The organism is Pseudomonas sp. Irchel 3F6 (genome assembly GCF_900187595.1).
Taxonomy (GTDB): Bacteria; Pseudomonadota; Gammaproteobacteria; order Pseudomonadales; family Pseudomonadaceae; genus Aquipseudomonas; species Aquipseudomonas siliginis.
In genome coordinates this window covers 1-21,371 of sequence record NZ_FYDP01000001.1, presented here as the reverse complement: position 1 = coordinate 21,371, position 21,371 = coordinate 1, and the positions used below count along the sequence as shown (strand labels likewise).

At 60.0% G+C, this 21,371-nt stretch carries 22 protein-coding genes; 18 read left to right on the top strand and 4 right to left on the bottom strand.

What is annotated here, in order from left to right; translation table 11 throughout:
• Window positions 1–383: 383 nt before the first annotated feature.
• On the bottom strand, window positions 384–1,064 hold the full coding sequence (locus CKW30_RS00110) for an alpha/beta family hydrolase (protein WP_095179455.1): 681 nt from the start codon (window positions 1,062–1,064) through the stop codon (window positions 384–386).
• A 90-nt stretch (window positions 1,065–1,154) separates the two neighbouring features.
• Between CKW30_RS00110 and ccoN (CKW30_RS00105) the strand changes: the two genes are divergently transcribed.
• The 10 genes from ccoN (CKW30_RS00105) (at window position 1,155) to CKW30_RS00060 (ending at window position 9,251) form a co-directional block, all read left to right on the top strand.
• The gene (gene ccoN, locus CKW30_RS00105) at window positions 1,155–2,579 is read left to right on the top strand and encodes a cytochrome-c oxidase, cbb3-type subunit I (protein ID WP_024012337.1); all 1,425 of its coding nucleotides are present in this window, start codon (window positions 1,155–1,157) and stop codon (window positions 2,577–2,579) included.
• Window positions 2,580–2,589: 10 nt separating this feature from the next.
• Window positions 2,590–3,198: a cytochrome-c oxidase, cbb3-type subunit II gene (gene ccoO / locus CKW30_RS00100; RefSeq protein WP_003223389.1), complete on the top strand. Its 609-nt coding sequence runs from the start codon at window positions 2,590–2,592 to the stop codon at window positions 3,196–3,198.
• A gap of 3 nt (window positions 3,199–3,201) precedes the next feature.
• Window positions 3,202–3,399, top strand: a complete 198-nt coding sequence (locus CKW30_RS00095; protein ID WP_016773878.1) for a cbb3-type cytochrome c oxidase subunit 3 — start codon at window positions 3,202–3,204, stop codon at window positions 3,397–3,399.
• Window positions 3,396–4,349 (top strand): cytochrome-c oxidase, cbb3-type subunit III, encoded by a 954-nt coding sequence (ccoP, locus tag CKW30_RS00090; protein WP_095179454.1) that lies wholly within the window; start codon window positions 3,396–3,398, stop codon window positions 4,347–4,349. Before CKW30_RS00095 ends, ccoP (CKW30_RS00090) begins: the two co-directional genes overlap by 4 nt.
• A 481-nt stretch (window positions 4,350–4,830) precedes the next feature.
• Window positions 4,831–6,273: a cytochrome-c oxidase, cbb3-type subunit I gene (gene ccoN, locus CKW30_RS00085; RefSeq protein WP_024012334.1), complete on the top strand. Its 1,443-nt coding sequence runs from the start codon at window positions 4,831–4,833 to the stop codon at window positions 6,271–6,273.
• Window positions 6,273–6,881: a cytochrome-c oxidase, cbb3-type subunit II gene (gene ccoO / locus CKW30_RS00080; RefSeq protein WP_007917161.1), complete on the top strand. Its 609-nt coding sequence runs from the start codon at window positions 6,273–6,275 to the stop codon at window positions 6,879–6,881. Before ccoN (CKW30_RS00085) ends, ccoO (CKW30_RS00080) begins: the two co-directional genes overlap by 1 nt.
• 5 nt (window positions 6,882–6,886) lie before the next feature.
• The gene (locus CKW30_RS00075) at window positions 6,887–7,072 is read left to right on the top strand and encodes a CcoQ/FixQ family Cbb3-type cytochrome c oxidase assembly chaperone (protein WP_016775513.1); all 186 of its coding nucleotides are present in this window, start codon (window positions 6,887–6,889) and stop codon (window positions 7,070–7,072) included.
• On the top strand, window positions 7,069–8,052 hold the full coding sequence (gene ccoP / locus CKW30_RS00070) for a cytochrome-c oxidase, cbb3-type subunit III (RefSeq protein WP_024012333.1): 984 nt from the start codon (window positions 7,069–7,071) through the stop codon (window positions 8,050–8,052). Before CKW30_RS00075 ends, ccoP (CKW30_RS00070) begins: the two co-directional genes overlap by 4 nt.
• A gap of 525 nt (window positions 8,053–8,577) precedes the next feature.
• A complete protein-coding gene (locus CKW30_RS00065; RefSeq protein WP_041479165.1) occupies window positions 8,578–8,832 on the top strand; it encodes a type II toxin-antitoxin system Phd/YefM family antitoxin in 255 nt (84 codons plus the stop codon).
• On the top strand, window positions 8,832–9,251 hold the full coding sequence (locus tag CKW30_RS00060; protein WP_095179453.1) for a type II toxin-antitoxin system VapC family toxin: 420 nt from the start codon (window positions 8,832–8,834) through the stop codon (window positions 9,249–9,251). The genes CKW30_RS00065 and CKW30_RS00060 overlap by 1 nt, the downstream gene beginning before the upstream one ends.
• A gap of 38 nt (window positions 9,252–9,289) precedes the next feature.
• On the opposite strand, the gene CKW30_RS00055 is transcribed toward CKW30_RS00060, so the two are convergent.
• A complete protein-coding gene (locus CKW30_RS00055) occupies window positions 9,290–10,294 on the bottom strand; it encodes a metallophosphoesterase (RefSeq protein ID WP_095179452.1) in 1,005 nt (334 codons plus the stop codon).
• A gap of 483 nt (window positions 10,295–10,777) precedes the next feature.
• On the opposite strand from CKW30_RS00055, the gene ccoG reads away from it, so the two are divergent.
• The 6 genes from ccoG to hemN all read left to right on the top strand — a co-directional run bounded on the left by ccoG (window position 10,778) and on the right by hemN (window position 17,902).
• Complete coding sequence (ccoG, locus tag CKW30_RS00050) at window positions 10,778–12,193, top strand: cytochrome c oxidase accessory protein CcoG (protein ID WP_095179451.1); 1,416 nt, start codon at window positions 10,778–10,780, stop codon at window positions 12,191–12,193.
• A gap of 13 nt (window positions 12,194–12,206) precedes the next feature.
• Window positions 12,207–12,746, top strand: a complete 540-nt coding sequence (locus CKW30_RS00045) for a FixH family protein (RefSeq protein WP_056784237.1) — start codon at window positions 12,207–12,209, stop codon at window positions 12,744–12,746.
• Between the two features lie 213 nt (window positions 12,747–12,959).
• Window positions 12,960–15,410, top strand: coding sequence for a heavy metal translocating P-type ATPase (locus tag CKW30_RS00040; protein WP_095179450.1), 2,451 nt, complete (start codon window positions 12,960–12,962; stop codon window positions 15,408–15,410).
• A gap of 23 nt (window positions 15,411–15,433) precedes the next feature.
• Complete coding sequence (gene ccoS / locus CKW30_RS00035) at window positions 15,434–15,646, top strand: cbb3-type cytochrome oxidase assembly protein CcoS (protein WP_039763029.1); 213 nt, start codon at window positions 15,434–15,436, stop codon at window positions 15,644–15,646.
• Window positions 15,639–16,322: a sulfite exporter TauE/SafE family protein gene (locus CKW30_RS00030; RefSeq protein WP_041479091.1), complete on the top strand. Its 684-nt coding sequence runs from the start codon at window positions 15,639–15,641 to the stop codon at window positions 16,320–16,322. Before ccoS ends, CKW30_RS00030 begins: the two co-directional genes overlap by 8 nt.
• 197 nt (window positions 16,323–16,519) lie before the next feature.
• Complete coding sequence (hemN, locus tag CKW30_RS00025) at window positions 16,520–17,902, top strand: oxygen-independent coproporphyrinogen III oxidase (protein WP_095179449.1); 1,383 nt, start codon at window positions 16,520–16,522, stop codon at window positions 17,900–17,902.
• Here hemN and CKW30_RS00020 read toward each other — a convergent pair.
• Window positions 17,899–18,381, bottom strand: a complete 483-nt coding sequence (locus tag CKW30_RS00020) for a hypothetical protein (RefSeq protein ID WP_095179448.1) — start codon at window positions 18,379–18,381, stop codon at window positions 17,899–17,901. The two genes, hemN and CKW30_RS00020, sit on opposite strands and share 4 nt — an antisense overlap.
• 154 nt (window positions 18,382–18,535) lie before the next feature.
• Here CKW30_RS00020 and fnr point away from each other — a divergent pair, with 154 nt between their 5' ends.
• Both fnr and CKW30_RS00010 read left to right on the top strand, forming a co-directional pair.
• Window positions 18,536–19,270 (top strand): fumarate/nitrate reduction transcriptional regulator Fnr, encoded by a 735-nt coding sequence (fnr, locus tag CKW30_RS00015; protein ID WP_016773865.1) that lies wholly within the window; start codon window positions 18,536–18,538, stop codon window positions 19,268–19,270.
• 75 nt (window positions 19,271–19,345) lie between these two features.
• Window positions 19,346–19,894, top strand: a complete 549-nt coding sequence (locus tag CKW30_RS00010) for an adenine phosphoribosyltransferase (RefSeq protein ID WP_024012326.1) — start codon at window positions 19,346–19,348, stop codon at window positions 19,892–19,894.
• Window positions 19,895–20,004: 110 nt separating this feature from the next.
• On the opposite strand, the gene CKW30_RS00005 is transcribed toward CKW30_RS00010, so the two are convergent.
• Window positions 20,005–21,153: an acyl-CoA dehydrogenase family protein gene (locus tag CKW30_RS00005; protein ID WP_095179447.1), complete on the bottom strand. Its 1,149-nt coding sequence runs from the start codon at window positions 21,151–21,153 to the stop codon at window positions 20,005–20,007.
• Window positions 21,154–21,371 lie beyond the last annotated feature (218 nt).

Here is a 21,371-nt window from a genome sequence, read left to right as displayed (position 1 = left end):
CCACCGGCGACGTCGGAAGGCTGAGTGGAGGGATTGATCCGGGGGTGGGAGCGCAGCGACCGTCTGGCGCAGCCAGACACAGCGGAAGGAGGTGCAGCGAAGCAAACCGGAGCCGCTGCGCCCGGATCGATCCCGGAGCGAAGGGACCCGAGCCTGCGAGGGCCGAACGCAGGAGCTAGCGTTTTTTGCTTACTTTTTTAGGCGCTTGTAAAAAAGTAAGTCGCCGTCAGGCGAAACCGCCAGCCGCAGCTCCCGAAGCAACGGATATGCCCCCAAGAGCAAGATCAAAAGCTAGCCCCCTCACCCCAACCCTCTCCCCCAAGGGGGCGAGGGGGAAAGGGAGCAGGTCTTCATGCAACGCAAAATCCCGGCCCGGCTCAAAATCAGTCACCGAGAAATTCAGCCACCTTCTGCGCAGCACCCGCCAAATGATCGGAATGCGCAAAGCCAGAAGCCTTGAGCGGCTTCAAACCATGATCCCCCGCCACCAACCAAAACACCTCAATCCCCGGCGCTAACGAATAGCCCTCAACCGCCTCGCGATTACCCAGAGCATCCCGCTCTCCCTGCACAATCAACGCCCGCGTGCGCAACCCCGCCAAATGCTCAACCCGAGGCTTCTCCGGCTTCCCCACCGCATAAAACGGATACCCCAGACATACCAACGCATCCACCCCCAACTCATCAGCCACCAGACTCGCCATCCGCCCACCCATGGACTTGCCGCCAACAGCCAAAACCCCAGCGACATGACGCCGCACAAGCGCAAACACCTCCCGCCAGCAATCCAACAGTTTCGGCGCAGGATTCGGCGGCCGCTTAACCCCATCCACCCGCCGCTGCGCCATATACGGAAACTCAAAGCGCAACACGTTGACCCCAAGCCCGGCAAGGCGCCCAGCCATTTCGTTCATCCAGTCGCTATCCATCGGCGCCCCCGCCCCGTGCGCCAGAATCAGCGTTGCCGAAGCCTCACCAACAGCGGCATCCCAAAGCCACCCATGATCGAGCACACACTGCGCCCATTGATCCCCGTCAATACTGGCCTTGTGCTGTTTGTCCATGCTTGCCTCGCTTTTAGTCTGCCTATAACTCCAGGCGAAGGATTCGCGCCGTTTGCGCGCTCACTTCGGCTGAACCGTGGATGGGGAACCATGAACACTTCTATCAGTACCGCCTACAACTACAAGGTGGTCCGCCAATTCGCCATTATGACGGTGGTGTGGGGCATCGTCGGCATGGGCCTCGGGGTTTTTCTCGCGGCGCAATTGGTCTGGCCGGAACTCAACTTCAATTTGCCCTGGACCAGTTTCGGCCGTCTGCGCCCGCTGCACACCAACGCCGTGATCTTCGCCTTCGGTGGCTGCGCGCTGTTCGCCAGCTCTTTCTATTCGGTGCAACGCACCTGCCAGACGCAATTGTTCGCGCCGCAAATCGCCGCGTTCTGCTTCTGGGGCTGGCAACTGGTGATCCTGTTGGCGGCGATCAGCCTGCCGCTGGGTTACACCAGCTCCAAGGAATACGCCGAACTGGAATGGCCGATCGACATCCTGATCACCATCGTCTGGGTCGCCTACGCGATCGTGTTCTTCGGCACGATCATGCAGCGCAAGACCAAGCACATCTATGTGGGCAACTGGTTCTTCGGCGCGTTCATCATCACCGTGGCGATCCTCCACATCGTCAACAACCTTGAGTTGCCGGTGAGTTTTACCAAGTCCTACTCGGTGTACGCAGGTGCAACCGACGCCATGGTGCAGTGGTGGTACGGCCACAACGCCGTGGGCTTTTTCCTCACCGCTGGTTTCCTCGGCATGATGTATTACTTCGTGCCGAAACAGGCAGAACGTCCGGTGTATTCGTATCGCCTGTCGATCGTACATTTCTGGGCCTTGATCACCCTGTACATCTGGGCCGGCCCGCACCACTTGCACTACACCGCGCTGCCGGACTGGGCACAGTCACTGGGCATGGTGATGTCGCTGATCCTGCTGGCACCGAGCTGGGGCGGCATGATCAACGGCATGATGACCCTCTCCGGCGCCTGGCATAAGTTGCGCAGCGACCCGATTCTGCGCTTCCTCGTGGTGTCGCTGGCGTTCTACGGCATGTCGACCTTCGAAGGTCCGATGATGGCCATCAAGACTGTCAACGCCCTCTCCCACTACACCGACTGGACCATCGGCCACGTACACGCCGGCGCACTCGGCTGGGTGGCGATGATCTCGATCGGCGCGCTGTACCACATGATCCCGAAAATCTTCGGCAAAGCGCAGATGCACAGCGTCGGCCTGATCAATGCGCACTTCTGGCTCGCGACCATCGGCACCGTGCTCTACATCGCCTCGATGTGGGTCAACGGCATCGCCCAGGGCCTGATGTGGCGCGCGGTCAACGAGGACGGCACGCTGACGTATTCCTTCGTCGAAACCCTGGTGGCCAGCCATCCGGGCTTTGTCGTGCGACTGATCGGCGGGGCGATTTTCCTCAGCGGCATGTTGCTGATGGCTTACAACACCTGGCGCACCGTGCGGGCCTCGCAGCCTGCCGACGTCGTCGCTGCCGCGCAGATGGCCTGAGGAGTCCGCCATGAAACACGAAACGATTGAAAAGAACGTCGGCCTGCTGATGCTGCTGATGGTGTTCGCCGTGAGCATCGGCGGCCTGACCCAGATCGTCCCGCTGTTCTTCCAGGACGTCACCAACAAACCGGTGGAGGGCATGAAGCCATACACCGCGCTGCAACTGGAAGGTCGCGATATCTACATCCGCGAAGGCTGCGTCGGTTGCCACTCGCAGATGATCCGTCCGTTCCGCGCCGAAACCGAACGTTACGGGCACTACTCGGTTGCGGGCGAAAGCGTTTGGGATCACCCGTTCCTGTGGGGCTCGAAACGTACCGGTCCGGACCTCGCCCGGGTCGGCGCGCGTTACTCGGATGACTGGCACCGCGCGCACTTGTACAACCCGCGCAACGTCGTGCCGGAGTCGAAGATGCCGGCCTACCCGTGGCTGGTCACCCAAGCGGTCGACAGCAGCCACACTGAAACCAAGCTGAAAACCATGCGTACCCTCGGCGTGCCGTATACCGATGACGACATCAGCGGCGCAGTCGCCAGCCTCAAGGGCAAGACCGAAATGGACGCCCTCGTTTCCTATCTGCAAGTGCTCGGCACTGCAATCAAGAGCAAGAGGTGAGCCATGGTCATTGAAATGAGTGCAGGCCTGATTCGCGGTCTCGGCACGGTCGTGGTGTTCGTCGCGTTCGTCGGCCTGACCTTGTGGGTGTTCAACCGCAAGCGCACCCCGGAATTCGCCGAAGCACGCCTGCTGCCATTCGCCGACGAGCCACTACCCGAAACAATTTCAGCCCCTGAAACAAGGAGTACCCGGCCATGACCACCTTCTGGAGTACGTGGATCTGCGTACTGACCATTGGCAGCCTGATCGGCCTGACCTGGTTGCTGATCGGCACGCGCCGGGGCGAGACCAAGGGCAGTGTCGACCAGACCATGGGCCACAGCTTCGACGGCATCGAGGAGTACGACAACCCGCTGCCGCAGTGGTGGTTCATGCTGTTCGCCGGCACGCTGGTGTTCTCGGTGGGTTATCTGATTCTCTATCCGGGCCTGGGCAACTGGAAAGGCATCCTGCCCGGCTATGAGGATGGCTGGACCGGCGTGCACGAATGGGAAAAGGAAATGAACAAGGCGGACGCCCGGTTCGGGCCGATCTTCGCCAAATTCGCCGCGATGCCGCTGGAAGAAGTGGCCAAGGATCCGCAGGCGCTGAAAATGGGCGGTCGTCTGTTCGCCTCCAATTGCTCGGTGTGCCACGGCTCGGATGCCAAGGGTGCGTTCGGCTTCCCTAACCTCGCCGACAGCGACTGGCGCTGGGGCGGCGATGCCGAGACGATCAAGACCACCATCATGGGCGGCCGCATGGCGGCCATGCCGGCCTGGGGCGAAGTGCTCGGTGAGTCCGGGGTAAAAAACGTTGCCGCCTACGTGCGCCACGAACTGGCCGGCCTGCCGCTACCCGCCGACAGCAAAGCAGACCTGCAAGCCGGACAGCAGGCGTTCAGCACCACGTGCGTGGCTTGCCACGGCGCAACTGGCCAAGGCACCCCTGCCATGGGCGCACCGAATCTTACCCACCCGGCCGGCTTCATTTATGGCACCAGCCTGACCCAACTGGAACAGACCATCCGCCATGGTCGTCAGGGGCATATGCCAGCGCAGAACGAATTGCTGGGCAACGATAAAGTGCAATTGCTTGCCGCTTATGTGTACAGCCTGAGCCACGGATTGAACACAGAAAAACTGATAACTGAAGACAACAAGAAATAGCAATTGCGCACACCACTGCCGCAGCTTTCTCGCTGCGGCAGTTTCCCGCCCCTTTGCGACGCATTGTCGCACCCCTTGGATCCTCTCCTTTCGGAACCCCGGATTCGGGTCTACGCTTCATCGAAGCGGACCGGCTGAAGTCGGTTTCCAGATCAATCCCGAACGATGCGCGCCGTGAACCGGTTGATGGATTCGCCGCAAACGCAGGTAGATAACGGCTGTTGCGCCGATTGCCCGCAATTTCCCGATCACGACCTGTGAACGGGCACCGTTGACGGCGATCCGGATTGCGAGCTTTTAACGCGCACTGCGACATTTTGTCAGAGGCCATTTTTGACCCTACGCGGCGCATGGAAAGGCCGCAGAATCAGCGTTGGAAAGCATTGACCCAGGTCATGGCGCGTTGCAATGACCCTCTGCTTTATACATACTTGCGGCCGATTTTATCCCTATAAAAATACCCAAACCGTGGAACCTTAGAATGAGCACAGCAATCAGTCCGACTGCTTATAACTATAAGGTAGTCCGCCAGTTCGCCATCATGACGGTGGTCTGGGGGATCCTTGGCATGGGGCTCGGTGTCTTCATTGCCTCGCAACTGGTCTGGCCGGAACTGAACTTCGGTCTGCCGTGGACGAGCTTTGGACGCTTGCGCCCGTTGCACACAAACCTGGTGATTTTCGCCTTCGGCGGTTGTGCACTGTTTGCCACTTCCTACTATGTCGTGCAGCGAACCTGCCAGACGCGACTGATTTCCGACAGCCTCGCGGCCTTCACCTTCTGGGGCTGGCAAGCGGTCATCGTCGGCGCAATCATTACCTTGCCGCTGGGTTACACCACCACCAAGGAGTACGCCGAACTGGAATGGCCGATCGCCATTTTGCTGGCCATTGTCTGGGTCACCTACGGTCTGGTGTTCTTCGGCACCATCACCAAGCGCAAAACCAAGCACATCTATGTCGGCAACTGGTTCTACGGCGCGTTCATCGTCGTCACCGCGATGCTGCACATCGTCAACCACATGTCGCTGCCGGTCAGCCTGTTCAAGTCGTACTCGGCCTACTCCGGCGCCACTGACGCGATGATCCAGTGGTGGTACGGCCACAACGCGGTGGGCTTCTTCCTGACCACCGGTTTCCTCGGGATGATGTACTACTTTGTGCCGAAACAGGCCGAACGCCCGATCTACTCCTATCGTCTGTCGATCGTGCACTTCTGGGCGCTGATCACCCTGTACATCTGGGCCGGCCCGCACCACCTGCACTACACCGCCCTGCCGGACTGGGCACAATCGCTGGGCATGGCGATGTCGATCATCCTCCTGGCGCCAAGCTGGGGCGGCATGATCAACGGCATGATGACCCTGTCGGGCGCCTGGCATAAATTGCGCACCGACCCGATCCTGCGCTTCCTCGTGGTATCGCTGGCGTTCTACGGCATGTCGACCTTCGAAGGGCCGATGATGGCGATCAAGACCGTCAACTCGCTCTCGCACTACACCGACTGGACCATTGGCCACGTACACGCCGGCGCCCTCGGTTGGGTAGCGATGATCTCGATCGGCGCGATCTACCACATGATCCCGAAACTGTTCGGCCGGGCGCAGATGCACAGCACCGGGCTGATCAATGCGCACTTCTGGCTCGCCACCATCGGCACCGTGCTCTACATCGCGTCGATGTGGGTCAACGGCATCACCCAGGGCCTGATGTGGCGTGCAATCAACGATGACGGCACCCTCACCTACTCGTTCGTCGAAGCGCTGCAGGCCAGCCACCCGGGCTTCATCGTCCGCGCGCTGGGCGGTGCTTTCTTTGCCAGCGGCATGCTGCTGATGGCTTACAACGTGTACCGCACCGTTCGCGCGTCGGATCCGGTTGAAGCCGAAGCCGCCGCCAAGATTGCCGTCGTTGGAGCTCACTGATGAAGCATGAAGCTGTCGAGAAGAATATTGGCCTGCTGGCCTTCTTCATGGTCATCGCCGTCAGCGTCGGTGGCCTGACCCAAATCGTTCCGCTGTTCTTCCAGGACGTCACCAACAAGCCGGTCGAGGGCATGAAGCCGCGCTCGGCGCTGGAACTGGAAGGCCGCGACGTCTACATCGCCAACGGTTGTGTCGGCTGCCACTCGCAGATGATCCGCCCGTTCCGCGCTGAAACCGAACGCTATGGCCACTATTCGGTCGCCGGTGAAAGCGTCTGGGACCACCCGTTCCTGTGGGGTTCCAAACGTACCGGTCCGGACCTGGCCCGCGTGGGCGGTCGTTACTCCGATGACTGGCAACGTGCGCACTTGTACAACCCGCGCAACGTGGTCCCCGAGTCGAAAATGCCGGCTTACCCGTTCCTCGTGGAAAACAAGCTCGACGGCAAGGAAACCGCGAAAAAAATGGAAGTCTTGCGCACCCTCGGCGTGCCGTACACCGACGAAGACATCGCCGGTGCACAGGATGCCGTGAAGGGCAAAACCGAAATGGACGCGCTGGTGGCCTATCTGCAAGGCCTGGGCACCATCATCAAAAGCAAACGGTGAATCTGATGGATATCGGGATGATTCGAGGCCTGGGCACCGTGGTCGTGATGGTGGCCTTCATCGGTCTGGCCTTGTGGGTGTTCAGCCCCAAGCGCAAGTCAGAGTTTGACGACGCGACCATGCTGCCTTTTGCGGATGATCCCGAAGCCATCAAGCACGTCGAGCAAGCTTCTAGGAGTAACAAAGAATGACTACATTCTGGAGTCTGTACGTCACAGTCCTCAGTCTCGGTACGATCTTCGCCCTGACCTGGCTGCTGCTGTCGACCCGCAAGGGCCAGCGCAGCGAACAGACGGACGAGACGGTCGGCCACTCCTTCGACGGGATCGAGGAGTACGACAACCCGCTGCCGAAATGGTGGTTCATGCTGTTCGTCGGCACCATCATTTTTGCCCTGGGTTATCTGGTGCTGTATCCGGGTCTGGGCAACTGGAAAGGTCTGCTGCCGGGCTACAACTATCTGGATACCGAGAAACAGACCGCGTTCGCCAACGGCCAGACTGGCTGGACCGGCGTCCACGAGTGGGAAAAGGAAATGGCCCGTTCGGACGCGCGCTTCGGTCCGATTTTCGCCAAGTTCGCGGCGATGCCGATCGAAGAAGTCGCCAAGGATCCGCAAGCACTGAAAATGGGTGGCCGTCTGTTCGCCTCCAACTGCTCGGTGTGCCACGGTTCCGACGCCAAGGGTGCCTATGGCTTCCCTAACCTGACCGACGCCGACTGGCGCTGGGGCGGTGAGCCGGAAACCATCAAGACCACCATCATGGGCGGCCGCCACGCGGTGATGCCGGCGTGGGCGGAAGTAATCGGCGAGCAAGGCGTGGCTGACGTAGCGGCCTTCGTGGTGACCAATCTCGACGGGCGCAAACTGCCGGAAGGCACCAAGGCCGACCCGGCCAACGGCCAGAAACTCTTCGCCGCCAACTGCGTGGCTTGTCACGGCCCTGCCGGTAAAGGCACCCCGGCCATGGGTGCGCCCGACCTGACCCATCCGGGCGCATTCATCTACGGCTCGAGCTTCGCGCAACTGCAGCAGACCATCCGTTACGGTCGTCAGGGCCAGATGCCTGCGCAGGAACAACTGCAGGGCAATGACAAGGTGCACCTGCTGGCGGCGTATGTTTACAGTCTGTCTCACGGTGAAAAAGCACCGGAGGCGAAGGCTGAGTAAGGCCAACGCTTGAAGCAAAAAAGGCCCCGCCAATGGGAATTGGCGGGGCCTTTTTTCATGCTGGCATTCACGATTCGAAACGCTTGCTCAATGGACCTGAGCTGCGATGCAAGGTAGGTTTTTTCGCCCCGATAAGCCATATCGGGACTACTTCAAGGATGAAGCCCAATGTCGAAAGATCACCAAAGCGCACTGCAAAATCAGCCTCAACCCGGCTCTACCCACAGGGCAGGGTTCGAACGAACATCTGTGAAACCGTTACTCAAGGTTTCGCAGCAAACCATGAACAGCCCCGGCGACGGTGGCGGACTCGACGGCCTCGGCGGCGGTAGATTGCTCTGACAAGGGCAGCAAAAACACCGAATTTACGCCCTGTATCCAGCGCCTCACGCCTTGGCGGGAGGCGCCTTCGCCGGCGCCCTTATGAAAGTGACAAACCGATCGTCCCCGACCTGCCTTTCCGATTGCGGTGAAAACCTCAAAATAGTAACGTTCCTACATCAGAATTTCTGGAGGCCAAACATGATGGCCATCACCACCATTTCCAGCCGCGAGTTCAATCAGGACACCAGTGCAGCCAAAAAAGCCACGCGTCAAGGTCCAGTAATCATTACTGACCGAGGCAGGCCTGCCCACGTATTGCTCAGCATTGAGGAGTACCAGAAACTGACCGGTTGCGAGACCAGCATCGTTGAGCTGCTGGCGATGCCGAATGCGCTTGAAATCGAATTCGAACCCGAGCGCGCTGTCATCAATCCTCGCAGCGTCGACCTTTCCTGATGTTTCTACTGGATACCAATGTAGTTTCCGAGTTGCGGAAAAACCAAGCCGACAGGCATGTGGTGAAATGGGCAAACAGCGTTTCCCCAGCCAGCCTGTATCTATCCGCAATCACTGTGCTGGAACTGGAAACGGGCGTCCTGCGTATCGAACGTCGTGCCCCTTCACAAGGCCAGCTGCTGCGCAACTGGCTGGAACACCACGTCAAACCGGCGTTCTCTGGAAGAATCCTGCCGGTCGATACCAACGTCGCCACCCGGTGCGCACGATTGCATGCTCCCGACCGCAGCAGTGAATGCGACGCCTTGATCGCCGCCACCGCGCTTGTGCACGGGCTTACGCTGGTAACTCGCAACATTGCGGACTTTCAACTCAGCGGCGTCAATCTGATCAACCCATGGATCGCTGCGAATAACTGACTGCTGAACACCCCGCCCTATCACCGGCGGGGCTTTTTTCATGGGCGTTGGGCAAAGATTGAATGCACAACCGTGGTATCGATCAGCTTCCGCTCACGCCACTGGTTGTTCTTCACCAGATAGATCTGCAAATGCTTGCGATCCTCGGTGAAATTCGCAGTCAGGTAGGTTTGCTGAGAGGTGCTTCCGCTGAGATACATGGGGACGCTGCCCTCCCAGTAGGAACTTCCTCCCTCGGTATGCAGGTGGCCGGCGAAAATGGCCGTCACCTGGTACTTGTTGACCATGTCATGGAAACGCTTCTTCTGCTCGGGGCTGCCCTGGTGCCGCAAGGGTTTGTGCATATTGATAATGATGGCGTAGCCCGACGCTCGCGCCAGTCGCAGATCGGTCTCGAGCCAGTCCAGTGCGTCGTTGATTTCGAACGTTGTCGGGTTCAACGGATGAGCAATCCGGGTGGTGTAGGTCGGCTCGTTATTAAGCTGAACCATATGCACTTCGCCGATATTTTTCGAATAGGCGAGGCTACCGGAATACGTCCTGCTCAGAAAACCGTCAGTGATTTTCAGATCAAAGTTATCGACTTTACCTTCATGATGTTCTTTGAACTCGACAATACTTCCTGCAGCACAGTTATTGGTAAAGCAATCATCAACATTGTTTTCATAGTCGTGATTACCCAAGCCGTAAAGATATTCACCCTTGAAGTGCCTGTTCAGCGAATCCTTCATGAACGAGCGCTGCCAGCCATGACCAAAAGCGGTTATATCGCCATTGATCATCAAAGGAACCTGCGCTTGAGAGCCGTGTTGATTTCTGAATTCGGCAATGCTCGCAAGTTGGGTTTCAATCAGCCATTTCGAGCGCGCCGTGAATTCTGAATCCGATTCGGGCTCGCGGATATCGGTCTTGTCTGTCCATGGATATTGAGTATCCGAAGTAAAGACCATATGTTTCGGCATGCCAGTTGTAGCCTGAGCGGTAATAGCCGAAGCTACCAGACAAGCACCCATAAAGGTGCTCATGAATTTATTCAAAGCCATGCTTGAAATTCCATTTCAATTAATTTTCGATACGCAAAAGAAGTTTCGCGCGAACAGAACTTATTCGAATACAGCGAAAACTTCAAAGCCTTCACCAACAACAATCGAGTGAATATATTTCAGACCCACCAACTTACAACATACCAATTAATAGAAACCCGTAGCGTCCGGCCTGACTTGTCGCCAGAATGAAAACAATCACGGGTGTTATTCAACTTGCGAAATCAACGGCAGTGGCGTGAACAAACAATTGAAAGGATGAACTAGCCACTTCGGCAAAAGCGTCCATACTCAACAAGTCAATTGATCTGCGTCAGGCTTTTGCGCAATCGCTACACCATCCGCATTTTTTACCCAACGCGACCAAAGGTCGCACCCTTGAGCCAGAGCGGCAGGCGTATCATCGCGCTACTGCAACAGCCTTTTTGACCTCGGTTGGCACGTATCGACCGAGGCATTTTTCCACTGCCGTGGGATGCAATGATGAGCAATCAGATTCCGGTACACGACGTCACGCCACCGAGCAAGAACGCGAACAACAGCGTCGATCTTTATGCCTCACGAGAAAAAATCTATACCCGGGCTTTCACCGGCCTGTTCCGCAATCTGCGGATGCTTGGCGGTGCGGCGTTGTTTCTGCTGTATTTCGGCACGGTGTGGCTGAACTGGGGCGGTCATCAGGCGGTGTGGTGGAACCTGCCGGAGCGCAAGTTCTTCATCTTCGGCGCGACTTTCTGGCCACAGGATTTCATCCTGCTCTCGGGCCTGTTGATCATTGCCGCGTTCGGCCTGTTCTTCATCACTGTGTACGCCGGGCGCGTCTGGTGCGGTTATACCTGCCCGCAAAGCGTGTGGACGTGGATTTTCATGTGGTGCGAAAAGGTCACCGAAGGCGACCGCAACCAGCGCATCAAACTCGACAAGGCGCCGATGAGCGCCAACAAATTCCTGCGCAAGCTGGCCAAGCACTCGCTGTGGCTGCTGATCGGTTTCGTCACCGGCATGACCTTTGTCGGCTACTTCTCGCCGATCCGCGAACTGGTTATCGAGTTCTTCACCGGCCAGGCCGATGGCTGGTCGTATTTCTGGGTCGGTTTTTTCACCCTCGCCACGTACGGCAATGCCGGTTGGTTGCGTGAGCAGGTGTGCATCTACATGTGCCCGTATGCGCGCTTCCAGAGCGTGATGTTCGACAAGGACACGCTGATTGTTTCCTACGACCCGCGCCGTGGCGAAAGCCGTGGGCCGCGCAAGAAAGGCATCGACTACAAAGCCCTGGGGCTGGGCGATTGCATCGACTGCACGATGTGCGTGCAGGTCTGCCCGACCGGCATCGACATCCGCGATGGCCTGCAGATCGAATGCATCGGCTGCGCGGCGTGCATCGACGCTTGCGACAGCATCATGGACAAGATGGATTACCCGCGCGGGCTGATCAGCTACACCACCGAACACAACCTCTCCGGGCAGAAAACCCATAAACTGCGACCGCGCCTGATCGGCTACGCCTTGGTGCTGCTGGCGATGATCAGCCTGTTGGTCGCTGCGTTCTTCATGCGTTCGCTGGTCGGCTTCGACGTCAGCAAAGACCGCGTGCTGTACCGCGAAAACGCTGAAGGCCGGATCGAAAACGTCTACAGCCTGAAGATCATGAACAAGGATCAGCGCGACCACACTTACCTGCTGCAAGCCGAGGGTCTGCCGGACCTGCGCCTGCAAGGCAAGCGCGAGATCAAGGTTGCCGCCGGGGATATCGTCAGCATGCCGGTCGAGTTGTCGAGCGCACCGGAACAACTGCCATCGAGCACCAACGAGGTGAAATTCATCCTCAAGGACGCCGATGACGACAGCGTCCACGTTGAAGCCAAGAGCCGATTCATCGGCCCACAAATCCGTTGAGAGAATTTTGAACATGCCCGCTGCAAACGCCGCAAGTCCTTGGTACAAGCACCTCTGGCCGTGGATCATCATCGCGATTCTGGCCTGCTCGGTGGCCTTGACCCTGTCGATGGTGACCATCGCGGTGAACAACCCGGACAATCTGGTCAACGACAACTATTACGAAGCAGGCAAAGGCATCAACCGTTCACTCGATCGCGAGCTGCTGGCGCAAACCCTGAAGCTGCGTGCAGCGGTGCATCTGGATGATGTGACCGGGGAAGTCGACTTGCGCTTGAACGGTGACAGCCAGCCGCAAACTCTGGAACTGAACCTGATCTCGCCAACCCAGCCGGAGAAGGATCGCAAGATCGTTCTGACCCGCAGTGGCAGCGAGAGCGGGCGCTACATCGGCCAGCTAAGCGACAAGGTCGAAGGGCGACGGTTTGTCGAGTTGCTTGGCAGCCAGGACGAGCACGTGTGGCGCATGTTTGAAGAAGAACTGGTCAGTCATGACAAGGAACTGCTGCTGGGGGATGAGCCACTGCAGGGTGCGGAAGACCTGAAGAAGTGAATCAAAATCAAGAGCCCCTCACCCTAGCCCTCTCCCGGAGGGCGAGGGGACTGATCTCGGTTGCTTGGAAGCGGGGCGTATGACAGTGACAATGTCAGCGACTGAAGCCGCTCTTCAGGCTTACACCGATCGGCTCCCTCTCCCTCCGGGAGAGGGCTGGGGTGAGGGCAAGCGAACACCCCCAATGCAAGGGCTCATACCCTCATCAATGCCATGACCACCCCAGTTCCCTGCTACCACTGCGCCCTGCCCGTCCCGTCCGGCAGCCGCTTCACCGCCGTCGTCCTCGGGCAGGCCCGCGAGTTCTGCTGCCCGGGCTGTCAGGCGGTGGCCGAAGCCATCGTCGCCGGTGGTCTGGAAAGCTACTACCAGCATCGCAGCGAAGCGTCGGCCAATCCCGAAGCGCTGCCGGTGCAACTGAGCGATGAACTGGCGCTGTACGACCGCGCCGACGTGCAGCAGCCCTTCGTGCGCCACGAAGGCGATCTGGCTGAAACCACGCTGTTGATGGAAGGCATCAGTTGCGCCGCCTGCGGCTGGCTGATCGAGAAACACCTGCGCACCCTGCCCGCCGTCGCCGAAGCGCGGTTGAACCTGTCCAACCATCGCTTGCACGTGCATTGGGCCGACGCACAATTGCCGCTGAGCCAGATCCTCGCCGAGCTGCGCCACATCGGTTACGCCGCCCACCCGTACCAGGCCGACCGCGCCAGCGAACAGCTGGCCAGCGAGAATCGCCTGGCCCTGCGCCAGCTCGGCGTCGCCGGGTTGCTGTGGTTTCAGGCGATGATGGCGACCATGGCTACCTGGCCGGAATTCAACATCGACCTCAGTCCCGAGCTGCACACGATCCTGCGCTGGGTCGCGCTGTTTCTGACCACACCCATCGTGTTCTACAGCTGCGCGCCGTTCTTCAAAGGCGCGATGCGCGATTTGCGTACGCGCCACCTGACCATGGACGTTTCTGTTTCACTGGCGATCGGCAGCGCTTACATCGCCGGGATCTGGACATCGATCACCGGGGTCGGCGAGCTGTACTTCGATGCGGTCGGCATGTTCGCGCTGTTTCTGCTCGCCGGACGCTATCTGGAACGCCGCGCCCGCGAACGCACCGCTGCTGCCACCGCGCAATTGGTCAACCTGTTACCGGCCTCGTGCCTGCGCCTGGATAGCGATGGCCAGAGTGAACGCATACTGCTCAGCGAATTGCAGGTCGGCGAGCGGATTCTGGTGCAGCCGGGCTCGATTCTGCCGGCTGACGGCAAGATCATCGACGGTCAGTCGAGCATCGACGAATCGCTGCTGACTGGCGAATACCTGCCGCAGCCACGCACGCTCGGCGATGCTGTTACTGCGGGCACGCTCAATGTCGAAGGCGCATTGACCGTGCAAGTGCAGGCGCTGGGACAGGACACGCGTCTCTCCGCGATCGTGCGCCTGCTTGATCGCGCTCAGGCGGAGAAACCGCGTCTGGCCGAAATCGCCGACCGCGCCGCGCAATGGTTCCTGCTGCTGTCGCTGATTGCTGCAGCAGTGATCGGCGTGCTGTGGTGGCAACTGGATTCTTCACGGGCGTTCTGGATCGTCCTCGCCATGCTGGTGGCGACCTGCCCGTGCGCGCTGTCGCTGGCGACGCCGACCGCCCTCACCGCCGCCACCGGCACCCTGCACAAACTCGGCCTGCTGCTGACCCGCGGCCATGTGCTGGAAGGCTTGAACCAGATCGACACGGTGATTTTCGACAAGACCGGCACGCTCACTGAAGGTCGCTTGGTGCTGCGCTCGATTCGCCCGCTTGGCGCGCTCGACAGCGAACAATGCCTGAGCCTTGCCGCTGCGCTGGAAAACCGCTCGGAACACCCGATCGCCCGCGCTTTCGGTCGCGCGCCGCTGGCCGCCGAGGACGTGCACAGCACACCCGGTCTGGGCCTTGAAGGCGTGGTCGGTGAGCAACGCTTGCGCATCGGTCAGGCGCCGTTCGCCTGTGCCCTGAGCGGCGCGGCGCTGCCGTCAATGCCTGATGAAGCCGGACAATGGTTGCTGCTCGCCGACACTCAGGGGCCGCTGGCATGGTTCGTCCTCGACGATCGCCTGCGTGACGATGCCCCCGCCCTGCTCGCGGCCTGCAAAGCGCGGGGCTGGCGCACCTTGCTGTTGTCCGGCGACAGTTCGCCGATGGTCGCCAGTGTCGCCGCCGAACTGGGCATCGACGAGGCCCGTGGCGGCTTGCGCCCCGATGACAAACTGCAAGTGCTGCAGCAACTTCATCGCGAAGGTCGCAAAGTGTTGATGCTCGGTGACGGCGTCAACGACGTGCCGGTGCTGGCTGCGGCCGATATCAGCGTGGCCATGGGCTCGGCCACCGATCTGGCGAAAACCAGCGCCGATGCAGTGTTGCTGTCCAATCGCCTTGACGCTCTGGTGCAAGCCTTCACGCTGGCGCGACGCACGCGCCGGGTAATCATCGAAAACCTGCTGTGGGCGGCGCTGTACAATGGCCTCATGTTGCCGTTCGCCGCCCTCGGCTGGATCACTCCGGTGTGGGCGGCGGTCGGCATGTCGATCAGTTCGCTGACCGTGGTGCTCAACGCCCTGCGCCTGACTCGTCTGCCGAGCGCACCGGCCGCCAGCACCGCAACAGCAACCCGCCCGCTGCCGGCCTGAGCCGCGCGGGCCTGGAGTTACCGATGCCAGCTCTCTATGTGATGATTCCCGCTGCCTTGCTCATCGTCGCCATCGCCGTGTACATCTTCTTCTGGGCGGTGGACAGCGGTCAGTACGACGACCTCGACGGCCCGGCGCACAGCATCCTGTTTGACGATCAGGATCCCAACCACACCGCTGCGGTGGACGAAGCCAACGCCGGCAAACCGGACGACAAGGCGCCGCCCCATGCTTGAACTGGCGCCCCTGCTGGTCTCGGCGCTGATCCTCGGCCTGCTCGGTGGCGGCCACTGTCTGGGTATGTGCGGCGGTCTGATGGGCGCGCTGACCCTGGCGATCCCCAAGGAGCAGCGCAGCCGGCGCTTTCGCCTGTTACTGGCGTACAACCTCGGGCGGATTCTCAGTTATGCCACGGCGGGACTGCTCATCGGTCTGGCCGGCTGGGCCGTCGCCAACAGCCCGGCGGCGCTGTTCATGCGCGTGCTGGCCGGTTTGCTGCTGATCGCCATGGGTTTGTACCTCGCCGGCTGGTGGAGCGGGCTCACCCGTATCGAAGCGCTCGGGCGTGGCTTGTGGCGTTTTATTCAACCCGTGGCGAATCGTTTGCTGCCGGTTTCCAGCCTGCCGCGTGCCTTGCTGCTCGGTGCGCTGTGGGGGTGGCTGCCGTGCGGGCTGGTTTACAGCACCTTGCTGTGGAGCGCGAGTCAGGGCAATGCGCTGGACAGTGCATTGCTGATGCTCGCTTTCGGCCTCGGCACCTGGCCGGTGCTGCTGGCCACCGGGCTGGCGGCTGAACGGGTGACCGCGATCTTGCGCAAACGCAGCGTGCGCATGGCGGGTGGCTTGCTGGTGATCCTGTTTGGCCTGTGGACCCTTCCCGGCCCGCATCAGCATTGGCTTATGGGCCATTAAATGTGTGGCGCGGCCTTCGCGAGCAGGCTCGCTCCCACAGGTCTTGAGTACGCTGCAAATCCAATGTGGGAGCGAGCCTGCTCGCGAAGACGCCCGCACGAACAACACAAATCCTCGCCGTTGATGCAAATCAAGATGCCCTGTAACGCACTCCCCTAGACTCGCCACACTGCCAGCCTATCCGGGGGAATGCCCGCATGCTCGACGCCATTCGTTGGGACTCTGATCTGATCCGCCGCTACGATCTGGCGGGGCCACGCTACACCTCGTACCCGACTGCCGTGCAATTTCACGGGCAGGTCGGCACTTTCGACCTGTTCCATGCCCTGCGCGACAGCCGTAAGGCCCAGCGGCCGTTGTCGCTGTACGTACATGTGCCGTTCTGCGCGAACATTTGCTACTACTGCGCCTGCAACAAGGTCATCACCAAGGATCGCGGCCGCGCGCAACCGTACCTGCAACGGCTCGAGCAGGAAATCCAGTTGATTGCCTGCCACCTCGACCCGGCGCAAACCGTCGAGCAACTGCATTTCGGTGGCGGCACACCGACCTTTCTCAGCCACGACGAACTGCGCCAGCTGATGGCGCACCTGCGCAAGCATTTCAATTTGCTCAACGATGACTCGGGCGATTACGGCATTGAAATCGACCCGCGCGAAGCCGACTGGTCGACCATGGGCCTTTCGCGTGAATTGGGTTTCAACCGGGTCAGCATTGGCCTGCAGGATCTTGACCCGGCGGTGCAGCGCGCGGTCAATCGCCTGCAAAGCCTGGAAGAAACCCGCGCGGTGATCGATGCGGCGCGAACCCTGCAATTTCGCTCGATCAACATCGATCTGATTTATGGCCTGCCCAAGCAGACACCCGACAATTTCGCCCGCACCGTCGAGGAAGTGATCAGCCTGCAACCGGATCGCCTCTCGGTATTCAACTATGCGCACCTGCCGGAACGCTTCATGCCGCAACGGCGAATCAACAGCAGCGAACTGCCGAGCCCGGCGCACAAGCTGGAAATGCTCCAGCGCACCATCGAGCAACTGACCGCTGCCGGCTACCGTTACATCGGCATGGACCACTTCGCCCTGCCTGATGACGAACTGGCGATTGCCCAGGAAGAGCACACCCTGCAACGCAACTTCCAGGGTTACACCACCCACGGCCATTGCGACCTGATTGGCCTGGGCGTGTCGGCGATCAGCCAGATCGGCGATCTGTACTGCCAGAACAGCAGCGACCTCAACGCGTATCAGAACAGCCTGGCCAGCGCGCAGCTGGCGACCAGTCGCGGTCTGGTGTGCAACGCCGACGACCGCTTGCGCCGCGCAGTGATTCAGCAATTGATCTGCAATTTCAAACTCGAGCTCGCCGAGATCGAGCAGCAGTTCAACATCGATTTTCAAGGCTACTTCGGCGCGCTCTGGCCGCAGTTGCAAGGTATGGCCGAGGATGGCCTGATCAGACTCGAGCGCGAACGCATCGAGGTGTTGCCAGCGGGCCGATTGCTGGTGCGCTCGGTGTGCATGGTCTTCGATGCGTACCTGGAGCAGCAGAACCGCCAGCGTTTCTCGCGGGTGATTTAAGGCTTGGTCAGCAACGAGCCGACTTTGAGGTTCTGATCAGGATTGAGCGCCGACTGGTTCATGACTTTCGACAGGGCGAGGTTGGCGGTGATCAGGCCACTGTTGAGGGCGGCGATGGCGCCCCGCAGTGCGGCGAGCTTGTTGATCTTTTCCTCGGTGGAGAGGGTTCTGTCTGACATGACCGCCGCCATGCGCGCTTTTTTCTCGATGATTTCTTTTTGGATCTTGCGAATCATCTTCAGCAACTGCTGGATGTTCTCCGGCAAGCCACTGTTGTCGATGTCACTGTTTTCGCCGCCGACAGCGGCGGATTTGGCGATGGCCGCGCCGGACAGCGACACTTTGACGCCCTCGACCAAGGTCGGGGTTGCCGTGTGCGACAAGTCTTCATCGCGATCGATTGCAGCGTCGGTGTTGGCCATCTCCGGCGAAGCGGCAACGCCGCTGCTGCCGGGGCTTAGCATACCAATGGCGGTCATCGGGGCCTTCCTTGGTTGAGTGCTGATAGCGGGTTATCGGCCGCCGGTGCTGCGGCTTTATGTCTGTAGGACAACGCCGCCACGTGCTGGCCTGAATGTCCTCCCGTGGGTTACCCTTACGGCTTATGTGTGTTTTCCCACAAGGATTGAAGAAATGTCCGAGCCAGTCAAACTGCGCGCTCACAACCAGGCCCATTGCAAGGATTGCAGCCTGGCCCCGCTCTGCCTGCCACTTTCTCTGAATCTGGAAGACATGGATGCGCTCGACGAAATCGTTAAACGCGGCCGCCCGCTGAAGAAAGGCGAATTCCTGTTCCGCCAGGGCGACACCTTCGATTCTGTTTATGCAGTCCGCTCCGGCGCGCTGAAAACTTTCAGCCTGAGCGATGCCGGCGAAGAACAGCTGACCGGCTTCCACCTGCCGAGCGAACTGGTCGGACTGTCGGGCATGGACACCGAAAAACACCCGGTCTCGGCCCAGGCGCTGGAAACCACTTCGGTCTGCGAAATCCCCTTCGAACGCCTCGACGAACTCGCGCTGCAATTGCCGCAACTGCGCCGCCAGTTGATGCGGGTGATGAGCCGCGAGATTCGTGACGACCAGCAAATGATGCTGCTGCTGTCGAAGAAAACCGCTGACGAGCGCATCGCCACTTTCCTGGTCAACCTGTCGGCACGCTTCCGCGCTCGCGGCTTCTCGGCCAACCAGTTCCGCCTGAGCATGTCGCGCAATGAAATCGGTAACTACCTGGGCCTGGCGGTGGAAACCGTGTCGCGGGTGTTCACCCGTTTCCAGCAGAACGAGCTGATTGCCGCCGAGGGCAAGGAGATCCATATCCTCGACCCGATCCAGCTGTGTGCGCTGGCCGGCGGCTCGATCGAAGGCTGATCACGACCCGCGGTTGAGCGAATCGTTTCAGCCGCGGGTATACTGCGCCGTTTGCAGCCCTGCCAGGACACCCCGATGGTCTTCGACTCCTTCGACATCAAATCCCTGATCCGCCCCGTGATCGACTTCCCGAAACCGGGCGTGATCTTTCGCGACATCACCCCGCTGTTCCAGTCGCCGACGGCCCTGCGCCTGGTGATGGACAGCTTCGCCCATCGCTACGTCGAAGCCGACTTCACCCACATCGGCGCCATGGATGCCCGTGGTTTCCTGATCGGTTCGGTGCTGGCCTATCAGTTGAACAAGCCGCTGGTGCTGTTCCGCAAGCAAGGCAAACTGCCGGCGGACGTGCTGGCGGAAGGTTATGCGACCGAATACGGCGAAGCGTTCCTGGAAGTGCACGCCGACAGCCTGTGCGAAGGCGATTCGGTGGTGATGTTCGATGACCTGATCGCTACCGGCGGCACGCTGATCGCAGCAGCCAACCTGATTCGCCGCATGGGCGCGCGGGTACATGAAGCGGCGGCGATCATTGATCTGCCGGAGCTGCAAGGTTCGCAGCGCTTGCAGGACATGGGCATTCCTACCTTTTGCCTGACGCAGTTTGCGTTGACTGATAAATAAGCAGCGTCTGACAGGCCGCTTTCGCGAGCAGGCTCGCTCCCACAGGGGAATGCATTTCAACTGTGGGAGCGAGCCTGCTCGCGAAGGGGCCGGCAGCTACACCGCAGGACTTAGAGCCCCATCTGCTTGCTGATGATTTCGTTCATCACTTCCCGCGTTCCGCCGCCAATCGACAGAATGCGATTATCCCGATACAGCCGCTCCACCAGGCTTTCACGCATGTAACCGATCCCGCCAAGAATCTGCACGGCTTCGGTGGTGATCCGGTCCGAGGTGTCGGTGGCGAAGTTCTTCGCCATGGAAATCTCCTTGATCACGCTCTGCCCCGCCGCCATTTTTGCCGCTTGCCGGTAAGTGAACTCCCGCGACACTTCCAGCGCCGTGGCCATTTCGGCGAGGCGATGCTTGATCACCTGAAACTTGCCGATGGGTTTGCCAAATGCCTCACGCTCGCGCGCCCACTTCAGGCTCTCCTCCAGCGCCAATTGCGCCGTCATGTTGGCCATCAGCGCCAGCGCCAGGCGTTCGCTCTGAAAATTGCCCATGATGCAGGCGAAGCCCATGTTCTCGGCGCCGATGAGGTTTCCTACAGGCACGCGGCAATCGTCGAAGAACAATTCAGCCGTGTCCGACGCCCACCAGCCCATTTTCTTCAACTGCCTACCGACACTGAACCCCGGCGTGCCCTTCTCGATCAGCAACAAACTGATGCCGCCAAACCCCGGCGCACCGGTACGCACCGCGACAGTGTAGAAGTCCGCGCGAACGCCGCTGGTGATAAAGGTCTTGCTGCCGCTGACCCGGTAGAAGTCGCCGTCACGCACGGCGCGGGTTTGCAGGTTGGCGACGTCGGAACCGCCGCCGGGCTCGGTCACCGCCAGGGCGCTGATTTTCTCACCGCTGAGCACTTGGGGGACGACCCGCTCTCGCACTTCAGGCCGCGCCCATTTGACGATCGGCGGCAAACCGATATCCAGCGAACCCAGCCCCGCCACCAGCCCGCCTGAGCCACAGCGCATCAACTCTTCACTGGCGGCGACCTTGGCGAACAGATCGCCTTCATGGCTGCCGCCGAGCGCCTCGGGATAGCCGATACCGAGAATGCCCGCCGCACCGGCCTTGAGGTACAGCTCACGGGGAAAGCTTTCGGCTTCTTCCCACTGATCGATGTCCGGCAGGATCTCGCGTTCGACGAAACGTCTGACGCTGTCACGGACCAATTGGTGGCTGGGGTCGAAGTATTCCTGAAAGGCAGGCATGGGCGAGCTCCACGGAAGGGTTCGCCGACGTTAACCGAGCGCTTGCTTGGTATTCAAGATGCAGAAGATCAAAAGATCGCAGCCTTCGGCAGCTCCTTGTATGTTCCCCACACACCAGCATGAATGAGATCTAAGCTCGCTGGTGCGACATACGAAGATGTGTTTCTGGGGGAGACCGATCGCTCCTTAAGGCAGGACTTGCTCCTGACCTTGTATGT